Here is a 12,612-nt window from a genome sequence, read left to right on the forward strand (position 1 = left end):
CGGGGCTCAGCGCGACCCGAGGATCCGGTCGGTCTCGGCGAGCAGGCCGCGGACGCGGGCCGAGGCGATGCCGTCGAGGGAGTCCGCCACCCGCCTCGCCTCCACGGCGGCCTCGTCCGGACGCCCGGCGTGCGCCAGGTCGTTGGCGAGGTGGGCCCGGTAGAGCGCGAGGTTCCGGGCGAAGTGCGGGTTCTGCAGGACCGTGGCCCGGTGGGCGTGGCGGGCCGCCCGGCCCCACTCGCCCAGCGCCGACCAGCACTGCGCCTCCAGGGCCTCCCGCTCCGGCTCGCCGAAGAAGGACATCCACTCGGGGTCGCCGTCCGCCGGGCCCCGGTCGAAGTGGCCGTGGGCGCGGCCGAGGGCCTGCTCGCAGGCCGTACGGTCGCCGAGCCCCGCCCACGCGCCCGCCTCCCGCAGCGACAGCAGCGACAGCAGCCGCGCCGAGTCGAGCGGCTGAGCCGCCCGGAGCCCGGCCTGCGCCGCCCGTACCGCCTCGCGGTAGCGGCCGGTGTCCCGGGCCAGGAACGACGTGTTGCAGAAGGCGTGCGCCTCCAGGGCCGCGTTCCCCGCCACGCGCGCGGTGGCCAGCGCCTCGGCGTAGTGCGAGCGCGCGTCCTCGTGCCGGCCCGAGTCGTGGGCCAGCCAGCCGACCGAGAGGGACAGCTCTCCCGCGCCCGCGTGCAGCCGGTCCTCGGTGGAGCGGCGGGTCATGGTGCCGGTGTCGAGCAGCGCGTACGCGGTGCGCAGCGGCTGGGCGGCGACCCTGTAGAGCCCGTCGGCGCCGTGCCGGTCGTCGAGCAGACGGATCTGCCGTACGGCGTCCTCCACGGCCCGCACCTCGGTCTCGCCGATCCGGTGGGTGCCGCGGGGGGCGGGGATCGCGACGGCGGGGCCGCCGAGTCCCAGCGAGGCGGTCGCCAGGGTGGCGGAGCCGCTCGTCATGAATGCGCGACGCAGCACGTCGCTCTCCTCATCGTTCCGGGTGGTGATGGTGGCGGGAGGCGCTGCGCCGGCCGGGACGGCCTGCCGCCGGCCGCGCACCGTCTCCCGCGCGGAGAACCCCAGGTCGGTCAGGCCGAGTCCGGGGAACATGTGCAGGAAGACCCGCTCGTACGCGTAGTTGGGGCAGCGGATCTCGCCCGCCTCCACGCGCCCGATGTAGCGGGCGTCGCACGCGACCTGTTCGCCGATCTCCCGCGCCGCCCTGCGGACCAGCGCCGCGAACTCCGCCGGCGAGTGCTGTCCGCGAAGCCGGCGGAAGGCGAGATTGGGAACTGCCCGTGACGTCGCCATGGCGAGCCCTCTCCTGGTGCTGCCGGGTGTCCGGCGGGCAAGAACGTACCTGCTGTGACCGGATGCGTACGCTGAGTTTGGCTACAAATCGGATATCTCGCCTGCGATCTGCCATGAACTGCCATCCTTTGCGGCGGCATGGCGCCGTAGCCGTTGACGCGGACGGGCGTTGAACCGTAAAGGAGAGACGGCACGTGTCTCCTCAGGAGCGAGGAGGGATCCCATGTCGGAGATCGGTTCGCAGTCGGCCACGCGGCACGCATCCGCCCCGGACGGTGACGCCTCCCAGTCCGCCGCCGAACCCTGGGACCTGGTCACCGTGCCGGTCCGGCAGGGCCTGGAGGCCGTCGACATCCTGCGGCGCGGCGGCGCCCCCGCCGTCGGCCCCGTGGTGCACGACGGGACCTGCGACACCCTCGGCTTCCTGGTCCCGCCCGGCACCGCCGCCGCCTGGGACATGCCGGGCAGCGCCTGTACGCGGACCTCGGGACGCGGCCTGCGCCTCCCCGAGCTGCCGGAGCTGCCCGAGCCCGCCGGCGACACGCCCCGGCCGGCCGGCTGGCTGCTGCCCCCGGGCGACACCGACCCGGTCACCGACCCGGTCGTCCTGCGCGAGGCGCTCGGCGAGGCGGCCCGGCTGATCGAGGCGGCCGACGGCTGCCGCTGACCGGCACGCCCTCCCGGCCCCCGGACCCATCCCGGGCGGGCCCGTCCCGAGTGCACCGATAATGGGGCGGTGGCCAGGAACAAGCAGCGTGACCGGTCGGCGGCGGCCGTCCCCGTCGTCGAGACCGTCGACGGCGGTCTCGCCGAACTCATACCCGACCGGGAGCGCCCGCGCGGCTGGACGCTGCTCATCGACGGCGCCCCGCAGTCGCACGTCGACCTGGACGATCCGGCCCACCTCGCCTTCGAGTACCAGCGGCGCCTCGGGCACATCGCCGACCTCGCCGCCCCGCCGAACCGGCCGCTCCAGGTCGTGCACCTCGGCGGCGGCGCCTTCACCCTCGCCCGGTACGTCGCCGCGACCCGGCCCCGCTCCACGCAGCAGATCGTGGAGCTCGACGGGGCCCTGGTCCAGCTCGTGCGCCGGGAGCTGCCGCTCGACGCGGGAGCCCGTGTCCGCGTCCGTTCGACCGACGCCAGGGACGGCCTCGCGAAGGTCCAGGACGGCTGGGCCGACCTCGTCATCGCCGACGTGTTCAGCGGGGCCCGCACCCCGGCCCATCTGACCAGCACGGAGTTCCTCGCCGAGGTGCGGCGGGTGCTGCGGCCCGGCGGCTTCTACGCGGCGAACCTGGCGGACGGCCCGCCGCTGACCCATCTGCGCGGCCAGATCGCCACGGCCGCCGTCGTCTTCCCCGAGCTGGCGCTGACCGCCGACCCGACGGTCCTGCGCGGCCGCCGCTTCGGGAACGCGGTGCTGCTCGCCTCGGACACGGAGCTCCCGGTGGCCGAGCTGACCCGCCGGGTCGCCACCGACCCGCACCCGGGCCGGGTGGAGCACGGACGGGCGCTCGCCGACTTCGCCGGGGGAGCGGTGCCGGTCACCGACGCGAGCGCCAAGCCCTCGCCCGTACCGCCGGCGTCCGTCTTCCGCTGAGCCGACGGGGCCTCAGGTGGCCCGGTCCTCGATCTCGACGCGGGGCGCGCTGTCGTGCCAGAGGCAGAAGACCGACAGTTCGCGGCCGTCCTTGGTGAAGGTGACCCGGATCCACGTCGGCTGCTTCCACACCTGCATCTGCCAGCCGGAGGCGGGCGTCGCCGAGACCAGCTCGGCCGAGGTCTCGCCGAGGTCGAAGGTGACCCGGCCGCCGTCGACCGGATAGCTCTGCACGCCGGACCCGGAGCCGGGGCCGGTGCCCGGGGCGGACGTGGTGGGAGGCGCCGCCGAGCTGGGCCGGGGGTCGCGGGACGGCCGCGACGACGGGGTGGCGGCGGTCGTGCGGCTCGCGCTCGGGGTGGGCGCGGGGGCGGCCGGGGAGGACGGCTCGGCCGCATCGGGGCCGCGGTTCGACGAGGCCAGCGGGTCGCTGCCGGAGGCGGCCGTTCCGACGCTGGAGCCGGCCGGCAGGGGCAGGGCGCGCGGGGGGTCGTAGACGGTGCCGGACAGCACGGTGTGCACTCCCCACCAGGACAGGGTGACCGCCGCGCCGGTGGCGAGCGACCAGGCCAGGGCGTGAACGAGTCCTCTTCGCACCGGGACATAGTGCACCACTCGGCCAGGGGCCGTACCGGAGGGTGGAGATTGCTCTCGGGTTCCCCCGAATGGCGTACGGTGCGGCCCATGGCAAGTGTGCTCGTGGTCGAGGACGACCAGTTCGTGCGCTCCGCCCTCATTCGGCAGCTGACCGAGGCCTCCCACACGGTACGGAGCGTCGGCACGGCTCTGGAGGCGCTGCGCGAGGTCGCCCATTTCCGCTTCGACGTCGTGATCCTGGACCTCGGTCTGCCCGATCTCGACGGGTCCGAGGCGCTCAAGATGCTGCGCGGGATCACCGACGTGCCGGTGATCATCGCGACGGCCCGGGACGACGAGGCGGAGATCGTACGGCTCCTCCACGCCGGCGCGGACGACTACCTGGTGAAGCCCTTCTCGGTCGACCACCTGTCCGCCCGGATGGCGGCCGTCCTGCGCCGGGCGCGATCCTCGGCGGGGGACCTGCCGCCGTCGCGGGCGATCCGGGTCGGCGGGCTCACCGTCGATCCGCTGCGCCGTCAGGCGGAGCTGGACGGCGCGCCGTTGGACCTGACCCGGCGCGAGTTCGACCTGCTGGCCTTCCTCGCGGGGCGGCCCGGTGTGGTCGTGCCGCGCAAGGAGCTGCTCGCCGAGGTGTGGCAGCAGTCGTACGGGGACGACCAGACCATCGACGTGCATTTGTCGTGGCTACGGCGGAAATTGGGTGAAACGGCCGCCCGGCCCCGCTATCTGCACACCCTGCGCGGGGTGGGCGTGAAGCTGGAGCCGCCCCGGGAGCCGCAGCCGTGAGATGGGCGCTCGTCAAGGTGTCCTTGGCCGTCACCGTGATGGTCGTCGTGGCCTTCGCCGTACCCCTCGGGCTGGTCGTGAAGGAGATGGCCCGCGACCGGGCGTTCTCCAACGCCGAGCGGCGGGCCGCCGGGCTCGCCCCCGTCCTCGCGATCACCACCGACCGCGACGAGCTGGACAAGGCCGTCGCGACCACCGAGGACGGGCCGGCCGGACGGCTCGCCATCCACGTGCCCGCCGCCGAACCCGGCGGGGCACCCGTGGAGATCGGCACCCGGCGGGCCGGCGCGGAGGAGCTCGACGCGACCCGCCGCCTCGGCCGGGCATCCATCGCCGAGGTGCCGGGCGGCTACGCGCTGCTCCAGCCCACCGCGCTCAGCAGCGGCCAGGTCGCCGTCGTCGAACTCTTCGTCCCCGAGGGCGAGGTCACCAACGGGGTCGCCACCGCCTGGCTGGTCCTGGCCGGTGTCGGCGTCGCCCTGATCGTGGGCTCCGTCGCCGTCGCCGACCGCCTCGGCGTCCGCATGGTCCAGCCCGCCCAGCGGCTCGCGGGCGCCGCCCACGACCTGGGCGAGGGCCGGCTCGGCGCCCGGGTCCCCGAGGAAGGGCCGCCGGAACTCAAGTCGGCGGCCGTCGCCTTCAACTCGATGGCCGACCAGGTCGTCCAGCTCCTCGCCAACGAACGCGAACTGGCCGCCGACCTCTCCCACCGGCTCCGCACCCCGCTGACCGTGCTCCGGCTCAACACGGCCTCGCTCGGCTCGGGTCCGGCCGCCGAGCAGACCCGCGCCGCCGTCGAGCAGCTGGAGCGGGAGGTCGACATCATCATCCGCACCGCCCGGGAGGCGAAGCCGCAGACCCAGGCGACCGGGCCCGGCGCCGGCTGCGACGCCGCCGAAGTGGTCCGCGAGCGGATGGACTTCTGGTCTGCGCTGGCCGAGGACGAGGGCCGCCGAGTACGGGTCGCGGGCGTCGAGCGGCCCGTCCGCATCCCGGTCGCCCGCCCCGAACTCGTCGCCGCGCTCGACGCCCTGCTCGGCAACGTCTTCCGCCACACCCCCGAGGCCACCGCCTTCTCCATCGACGTCCACAACGGCGAAGACGCCGTCATCGTCCTGGTCTCCGACGCCGGCCCCGGCATCGCCGATCCGGCCGCCGCCCTGGCCCGCGGCAACAGCGGTGCCCGGGCCGGCTCCACGGGCCTCGGCCTCGACATCGTGCGGCGGATGGCCGAGGCCACCGGCGGCGACGTCCGCATCGGGCACTCGGTGCTCGGCGGCACCGAGGTCCGCGTCTGGATCGGGCTCGACGGCCGCCGCGGCGCCGAGGCCGGCCGGCGCGGCCACCGCCCGGCCCGGCGCCGGCGCGGCGGCACGGGGACCCGGAGGGCCGTCGACGGCTGACCGGGACGGGGTTCCCGGCGCCGAACCTTTCCTGGTTCCGATGCCTTCCTTAAGCGGACCGTAAGAATCCCAACCGACGCCCCCGGAAGCCCTTTTGTCCGCTTTCCAGTCGCTAGCGTGCTGCCGCACCCCACCACCACCCCCGGCACGCAGAGGCAGGCACGCGATGGCTACGAGTTCGCACCGGCGCAGGGCGACCACCAGGACCAAGGTCGTCGGCGCGGTCGTCGCCGCGGCGGTCGTCGGCGGCGCGGTCCTCGCCCTCACCGGCACCGCCCAGGCCGCGGCCGTCGGCGCCGCCTACACCAGGACCAGCTCCTGGACCGGCGGCTACACCGGCCAGTACGTCATCACCAACGAGACGTCCGCCGTCCGGTCCGGCTGGACCCTGGAGTTCGACCTCCCGGCCGGCACGACCATCGGATCGCTCTGGAACGGCGAGCACACCGTCTCCGGCCGCCACGTCACCGTGACGCCCGCGAGCTGGAACCGGCAGCTGGCGCCCGGCCAGTCCGTCACCGTCGGCTTCGTCACGGCGGCCGCGGGCGAGGCCGGCGACCCGGCGAACTGCCTCATCGACAAGGCCGCCTGCTCGGCCGGCGGCCCGGCCCCCACCCCCAGCGGCCGCCCCACCGAGCAGCCCACCGCGACCGCCTCCCCCTCGGCGACCGCCACCGTGCGACCCACGCAGACCGCCACCGCCACCGCGAGCCCGAAGCCCACCGCGACCGCCACCTCGACCCCCACCCCCACGCCCACCGCGACCTCGACGGCGGCTCCCGCCGGGGCCGCGAAGTACGCCCCGTACGTCGACACCTCGCTCTACCCGGCGTACGACCTGCTCGCGACCGCCGACGCCACCGGCGTGAAGGAGTTCAACCTCGCCTTCATCACCTCCGGCGGCGCCTGCGCCCCGCTGTGGGGCGGCGTCACCGACCTGGCGAACGACAAGGTCGCGGCCCAGATCGGCGCCCTGCGCGGCAAGGGCGGTGACGTCCGCGTCTCCTTCGGCGGCGCCGCCGGCCACGAGCTGGCCCTGAACTGCTCGACCTCCTCGGCGCTCGCCGCCGCGTACGGCAAGGTCGTCGACCAGTACGAGCTCACCAAGGTCGACTTCGACATCGAGGGCGCGGCCCTGCCGGACACCGCCGCCAACACCCGCCGCTCCCAGGCGATCGCCCAGCTCCAGAAGGCGCACCCCGGCCTGAACGTCTCCTTCACGCTGCCGGTCATGCCCGAGGGCCTGACCCAGCCGGGCGTGGACCTGCTCGCCGACGCGAAGCGCAACGGCGTCCGCGTCGACGCCGTCAACATCATGGCGATGGACTACGGGCCGGCGTACGGCGCCGACATGGGCACGTACGCCATCCAGGCCGCGACCGCGACCCAGGCCCAGGTCAAGGGCGTCCTCGGGCTCTCCGACGCGGCCGCCTGGAAGGCCGTCGCCGTCACCCCGATGATCGGCGTCAACGACGTCGCCAGCGAGGTCTTCAAGGTCGACGACGCCACCCAGCTGGTCGACTTCGCGAAGTCGAAGGGCATCGGCTGGCTCTCGATGTGGTCCTCGACCCGGGACAAGCAGTGCGCGGCCGGCGCCGTGAACTACGCCGACGCCACCTGCTCCTCGATCCTCCAGCAGCCCCTGGCCTTCACGAAGGCCTTCGCCGCCTACAAGTAAGCACCCCCGCAGGCTCCCCTCAGTCACCTCAGTCACCTCAGTCACCTCACGCCCCACACCCCCACACCCCCCAGGCCCCCCACACCGCGCGCCCCGGTCGGAGTCACCCCACCCCCGACCGGGGCGCGCACCCCTTCGCACCCGTTCTCGTCCTCCGCTAGGAGGCGCGTGAGGTCTTCCACTCCTCGGCGTAGTCGTCGAAGATCGCCCGCAGGTGGTGGCCGATCTTCAGGTAGTCGAGGTCGTCCAGGTTGGCGAGCGAGACGCGCACCGACCACTGGGGGCCGTCGAAGCCGCCGCCGTTGAGGAGGACGACGCTGGTCTGCTCGGCCAGGCGGAACAGCGGGTCGACGGGCTCGTAGTTCTTCTCCAGGAAGTCCGCGAAGTCCTTCCCGTGCACGCGCTCGGCCTCCGCGAGCAGATCGAGCTCGACGTAGTACCCGGCCCGCTTCGGTTCGTCGGCGATCTTCATCTGGGCGCCTTCGAGGAGCAGGTCGAGGCGCCGGCGCACGATGCCGCGGATCCTCTCCTTGTAGGCCTGGCCCTCCTCCAGCATGTCGAAGAGGGAGAAGAGCGACATCATCACCTGCTGCGGCAGCGAGAGCCCGGCGGTGTGGTTGAGGGCGACCTGCCGGGAGTCGGCCACGAGCCGGTCGATGAACCGGATCTTCTCCGGTTCCAGGCTGAGGGACCCGTACCGCTTGTTCAGCCGGTCCTTCTCGGCCTGCGGCAGGTCCGCGATCATCCCGTCGATCACGTTGTCGTCGTGGAGGCCGATGACGCCCAGCCGGTGGCCGGTGCAGCCGTAGTGCTTGGAGTACGAGTACACCAGGAGCGTGTTGCGCGGCAGGTCGGCGGCGAGCGAGCGGAAGCCCTCCACGAAGGTGCCGTAGACGTCGTCCGTGACGATCACCAGGTTCGGGTTCGGGCCGGCGACGATGTCCTTGATCTGGTCGGTGACGCGCCGGCTGAGCGCGAGCGACGGCGGGTTGGACGGGTTGACGACGCAGACCAGCTTGACCGACGGGTCGGCCAGCTTGGCGACCTCCTCGGTCGGGTAGCGCCACTCGCGCACGCCCGTCTCCGCGAAGAGGCTCGCGTTGACGGTGACGACGTCGAACTCGTACGTGTCGAGCTCGGGGATCTCGATGTACGGGGTGAAGACCGGCACCATCAGGGCGATCCTGTCGCCCTTCCTCAGGATCCCGTTCTTGAGCAGGGAGTCGAAGACGTAGCACATGGCGGCGGTGCCGCCCTCGGTCGCGAAGAGCAACAGGTGGCCGGCCGGCGGGCGCTTGTCGAACATCTCGTCGTGGACGTAGCCGCGCACGATCTGCTCGGTGTGGGCCAGGATCCGGTCCGGCACCGGGTAGTTGTCGCCGATCGAGCTGTCGGTCAGCTCGTGCACGAACGCGTCCTTGTCGAAGCCGAAGCGCTGGACGGCGTACTCGACGCAGTTCTCCAGGAGTTCGATGCCGGGCAGGTCCGGGTGCCGGCGCACGAAGGCGTCGAAGCGGGCGCCGGAGCCGACGAGCTCGGGCATGCCGCCGAGGTCGTCGGCGGTCCACACCCGGCGCGACTCGGAGAGCGCGAAGTAGCCGAGGGCGAGGAAGGCCTCGCGGGGGCCGGTGGCGACCCAGTTCGGGTTGCCGCGGCCCGCGTTGAGCATCTGCGTCTGCGACTTCTCCTTCTGGCCGGGCTTGTCGGCCTGCGCGGCCTGCGCGATCCGGATGAACCTGTCCTTCAGCTCGAACGGCGAGAGCTGTGCGAAGGACTGGATCTCCTGGCGGGTGAACGTGGTCTTGGGCACGGCGGGTCCTTAGTGGTTGAGGATGACGATGACGGCGCCCCAGATGGTCAGCAGCACGTTGCCCACCGCGTAGGGGATCGTGTAGCCGAGCGTCGGGATCTGCGATTTCGACTGTTCGTTGATCGCGCCGATCGCCGCGGTCGTCGTCTGGCCGCCGGCCAGCACGCCCATGAGGATCGGGAAGCGGATCTTCTGCACGTAGTGGCCGACGAGGAAGCCCACGATCAGCGGGAGCACCGTCGCGACCGCGCCCCAGACGAGCAGCCCCCAGCCGGCCGTCGACAGGCCGCTGGTGAAGCTCGGACCGGCGTTGATGCCGACGACCGCGACGAAGAGGCAGAGGCCGAGGGTGTCCATGAACCACTGGGCGCCGGGCGGCACGTTGCCGTACGTCGGGTACTTGCCGCGGATCCAGCCGAAGACGAGGCCCATGATCAGCGCGCCGCCGGAGGTGGAGAGCGAGATCGGCACGCCCGCCACCGTCAGGGCCGGGGATGCCGACGCAGCCGCCGAGGAAGATGCCGAGGCCCACCCAGAGCATGTCGGTGGCGAAGGAGGTCGGCACGGGCTTGCCGATCGCCTCGCCCGCCGGGTCCACGAGCCGCTTCGGGCCGGTCAGGACCACCGTGTCGCCGCGCTCCAGCTTCGTGGTGAGCCGGTACGGGAACTCCGAGCCCGACCGGTAGATCCTGTCGATGTAGACGCCGACCATGAACGGCTCGCGGCGCAGCTCGGCGACGGTCCTGCCGAGCTGCTCCTTGTTCGAGGCGACGACGTGCAGGCTCTCCGTCCGGTAGCCGAGCAGCTCGACGTCGTCGGTCTCCGGGCCGATGTGGGTGCGGGCGTCGAAGTCGACGAGGGAGCCGCGCAGCGCGCTGACCGCGAGCACGTCGCCCGAACGCAGCACGGTCCGCTGGTCGTGGGCGAGGATCCGCCCCTCGCGCCGGACCCGGGTGATGTAGATGCGGTGCCCGAGTTCCTTCTGCTGGTTCTCGAAGTCGTCGATGGTCCGGCCGACCAGCGGGGAGTGGTCCATCTCGTACGCGCGCAGGACGACCTCGTAGTAGCCCTCGGCCAGGTCGGGGTCGTCGTCCGGGGCGTCCAGCTCCTTCGCGAGCCGGGCCGACTCGGCGGCCAGGTCCCGCTTGTAGAGCTTGGGCAGGACGTTGGCGAGGAGCATCGCGCAGAGGATCGTGCCGAGCGGGTAGGTGACCGCGTAGCCGATCGCGACCAGGTTCTCCTCGGTCTTCATCCGGTCGGCGGAGAGCCCCGGCAGGTTGCCGATGGCGTCCTGGGCGACGCCGATGACCGCGGACTGGGTGAGCGCGCCGCCGAGGAGACCGGCCGAGAGCCCGGGGCCGTACCCCAGCATCACGGCGAAGCCCCAGGAGACGAGGAGGCCCGTCACGCAGACGACGACCGCGTTGACGACCTGCGGCAGGCCGTCCTTCTTCAGGCCGCGGAAGAACTGCGGGCCGACCTTGTAGCCGAGGGCGAAGAGGAACATCGTGAAGAACAGGTTCTTCACGGTGCCGTCGATCGTGACCTCGAACTGCGCGCCGAGCAGCAGACCGGCCACCAGGCAGCCGGTGACGGCGCCGAGCGCGATGGCCTTGTAGCGGAGCTTGCCGAAGAGGAAGCCGAGCGCGACGGTGAGGAAGATGAGCAGCTCGGGGTGGGGCTGGAAGACGTTCCTGTCGAGGAAATCGATCATTGCGGCTCCTCACGCCCCCAGGATGCCGACGAGCAGCGGGCCGGTCAGCGGGAGCAGGAAGTTGGAGAGCGTGTACGTGATCGTGTAGCCGAGCATCGGGACCGAGCTCTGGGCCACCTGCGTCACCGAGGTGATCGCCGGGGTCGAGCACTGCTGGCCCGCGATGGCGCCGATGAGCAGCGGTTTCTCGATCCTCAGGAGCTTGCGGCCGACGACCAGCGAGATCGTCGCCGGCACCAGGACCATCGCGATCCCCGCGAACGGCAGCAGCGCCCCGTACTCCTTGAGCAGCGGCCAGGCCTGCGGGCCGGACACCAGTCCCGTACAGGCGATGAAGATCGCCAGGCCCATGTCCTTCAGGGTGGTCGCGGCCTGCGGGGGGAACGCGCCGAAGGTCTGGGTGCGGGAGCGGAACCAGCCGAAGAGGAGGCCGGAGATCAGGCAGCCGCCGCCGGTGCCGAGGGACATCGGGACGTCGCCGAACTCGACGACGACCTGCCCGAGCAGCGAACCGCAGACGATGCCCAAGCCCAGGTAGATGAAGTCGGTGGCGTCGTTCTTGACGGTCGCGCCGATCCTGGCCGTCAGCTTGCCGAGGCCCGACCGGGCACCGACCAGGGTGAGCACGTCGCCGCGCTCGACGACCGTCTCGGGGGTGGCCGGCAGGTGCTGCTCGTTGCGCAGCACGTCGGTCACGTACACCCCGCCGGAGGAGAACTCCGGGTGCTCCTTGGTCAGGGCGTTGATCGACTTGCCGACGGCCTCCTTGTCGGTCAGCGAGACCTGGGTGGTGGCGAGCGGGGTGTCCAGGCCGGGGACCGCCGGGGTCTCGGGGCCGATGACCCGTCCCGCCTCGATGATGTTGGCCCGCCGGCCGACCGCGAGCACCAGGTCGGAGAGCGTCAGCTCGAAGTCGGGCGGGGGAGGGGTGAGGACCTTGCTGCCCCGTTTCACCGCCTCGACGGTGACCCGGCCGCCGAGCGAGCGCTCCAGGTCGCCGACCCTGGCGCCGTCCGCCCGCGTGACCAGGAACGTGCGGCCGACCATGCCCGGGAGCGCCTCCAGCTCGTCGGCCTCCAGGCTGCCGCCGCTGCCGCGCATCTTCTCCCACAGCGCGCGGGAGGCTTCGCGGAGGTCGATGCGCATCAGCATCGGCATGATCTGGCTGGTGTAGATGACGATGGTGACCAGGCCGAAGAGGTAGCAGACGGTGTACGCGGTGGCCACGTGCCCCTGGTACTGGGTGATCTGCTCCTGCGTCAGGTCGGAGAGGTTGCCGATGGCCTCGGTGGCCGTGCCGACGACCGCGGACTCGGTGGCGGCGCCGGCGAGGATGCCGGCGGCGGTGCCGACGTCGAGGTCGAAGGCCTCGGCGAGTCCGAGGGCGATGCCGACGACGCAGACGACCTCGATGACGCAGAGGGCGAAGAAGCGCAGGCTCTTCCTGTTGAGGTGGGCGAAGAACTGAGGGCCCGCCAGGTAGCCGAGCGAGAAGATGAAGAGCGCGAAGAAGATGGTCTTCACGTCGTCGGAGACGGTGACCTCGGCCCAGGCGCCGACCAGCAGCGAGACGATCAGCGTGCCGCAGATGCCGCCGAGGGTGATGGGGCCGACGCGGAGTCTGCCGACGAGGTAGCCGGCCGCGAGGCAGAGGAAGAGGGCCAGTTCGGGGTTGTCGCGCAGGACTCCCATCCGGCGTCACCTAGCCCAAGGCGGATGAAATGT

The 12,612-nt window shown here is 72.5% G+C and carries 9 protein-coding genes and 1 pseudogene; 5 read left to right on the plus strand and 5 right to left on the minus strand.

From position 1 onward, the window contains the following. Positions 1-6 precede the first annotated feature (6 nt). Complete coding sequence (locus MRBLMG1_RS13770; protein ID WP_367824085.1) at positions 7-1,293, minus strand: tetratricopeptide repeat protein; 1,287 nt, start codon at positions 1,291-1,293, stop codon at positions 7-9. A 223-nt stretch (positions 1,294-1,516) separates the two neighbouring features. On the opposite strand from MRBLMG1_RS13770, the gene MRBLMG1_RS13775 reads away from it, so the two are divergent. Continuing rightward, positions 1,517-1,960, plus strand: coding sequence for a hypothetical protein (locus MRBLMG1_RS13775; protein ID WP_367824087.1), 444 nt, complete (start codon positions 1,517-1,519; stop codon positions 1,958-1,960). 69 nt (positions 1,961-2,029) lie between these two features. Beyond that, positions 2,030-2,896, plus strand: coding sequence for a spermidine synthase (locus MRBLMG1_RS13780; RefSeq protein WP_367824089.1), 867 nt, complete (start codon positions 2,030-2,032; stop codon positions 2,894-2,896). A gap of 12 nt (positions 2,897-2,908) precedes the next feature. Here the strand turns inward: MRBLMG1_RS13780 and MRBLMG1_RS13785 are convergent, their stop codons facing one another. Further along, positions 2,909-3,493, minus strand: coding sequence for a hypothetical protein (locus MRBLMG1_RS13785; RefSeq protein WP_367824091.1), 585 nt, complete (start codon positions 3,491-3,493; stop codon positions 2,909-2,911). Positions 3,494-3,580: 87 nt separating this feature from the next. Between MRBLMG1_RS13785 and MRBLMG1_RS13790 the strand changes: the two genes are divergently transcribed. The 3 genes from MRBLMG1_RS13790 (at position 3,581) to MRBLMG1_RS13800 (ending at position 7,363) form a co-directional block, all read left to right on the plus strand. Continuing rightward, complete coding sequence (locus MRBLMG1_RS13790) at positions 3,581-4,282, plus strand: response regulator transcription factor (RefSeq protein WP_017237144.1); 702 nt, start codon at positions 3,581-3,583, stop codon at positions 4,280-4,282. Then, a complete protein-coding gene (locus MRBLMG1_RS13795; protein ID WP_367824093.1) occupies positions 4,279-5,685 on the plus strand; it encodes a HAMP domain-containing sensor histidine kinase in 1,407 nt (468 codons plus the stop codon). The genes MRBLMG1_RS13790 and MRBLMG1_RS13795 overlap by 4 nt, the downstream gene beginning before the upstream one ends. 166 nt (positions 5,686-5,851) lie before the next feature. Beyond that, the gene (locus MRBLMG1_RS13800; protein WP_367824095.1) at positions 5,852-7,363 is read left to right on the plus strand and encodes a cellulose binding domain-containing protein; all 1,512 of its coding nucleotides are present in this window, start codon (positions 5,852-5,854) and stop codon (positions 7,361-7,363) included. A 157-nt stretch (positions 7,364-7,520) separates the two neighbouring features. Here MRBLMG1_RS13800 and MRBLMG1_RS13805 read toward each other — a convergent pair whose 3' ends face one another. From MRBLMG1_RS13805 to aspT (MRBLMG1_RS13815), 3 genes and pseudogenes are all read right to left on the minus strand, one after another. Next, positions 7,521-9,173: a bifunctional aspartate transaminase/aspartate 4-decarboxylase gene (locus MRBLMG1_RS13805; protein WP_367824097.1), complete on the minus strand. Its 1,653-nt coding sequence runs from the start codon at positions 9,171-9,173 to the stop codon at positions 7,521-7,523. Positions 9,174-9,182: 9 nt separating this feature from the next. Then, positions 9,183-10,887 (minus strand): annotated as a pseudogene (gene aspT / locus MRBLMG1_RS13810) (aspartate-alanine antiporter). Positions 10,888-10,896: 9 nt separating this feature from the next. Continuing rightward, on the minus strand, positions 10,897-12,579 hold the full coding sequence (gene aspT / locus MRBLMG1_RS13815) for an aspartate-alanine antiporter (RefSeq protein WP_367824099.1): 1,683 nt from the start codon (positions 12,577-12,579) through the stop codon (positions 10,897-10,899). Positions 12,580-12,612: the final 33 nt, after the last annotated feature.

This window comes from Streptomyces sp. LMG1-1-1.1 (genome assembly GCF_040815545.1).
Lineage (GTDB): Bacteria > Actinomycetota > Actinomycetes > Streptomycetales > Streptomycetaceae > Streptomyces.

What these genes read in the sequence shown, in the direction of transcription:
- MRBLMG1_RS13790 (WP_017237144.1), top strand. Translation starts at nt 3,581, where the DNA reads ATGGCAAGTGTGCTCGTGGTCGAGGACGACCAGTTCGTGCGCTCCGCC.
- MRBLMG1_RS13800 (WP_367824095.1), top strand. Translation starts at nt 5,852, where the DNA reads ATGGCTACGAGTTCGCACCGGCGCAGGGCGACCACCAGGACCAAGGTC.
- aspT (WP_367824099.1), bottom strand. Translation starts at nt 12,579, where the DNA reads ATGGGAGTCCTGCGCGACAACCCCGAACTGGCCCTCTTCCTCTGCCTC.
- MRBLMG1_RS13775 (WP_367824087.1), top strand. Translation starts at nt 1,517, where the DNA reads ATGTCGGAGATCGGTTCGCAGTCGGCCACGCGGCACGCATCCGCCCCG.
- MRBLMG1_RS13770 (WP_367824085.1), bottom strand. Translation starts at nt 1,293, where the DNA reads ATGGCGACGTCACGGGCAGTTCCCAATCTCGCCTTCCGCCGGCTTCGC.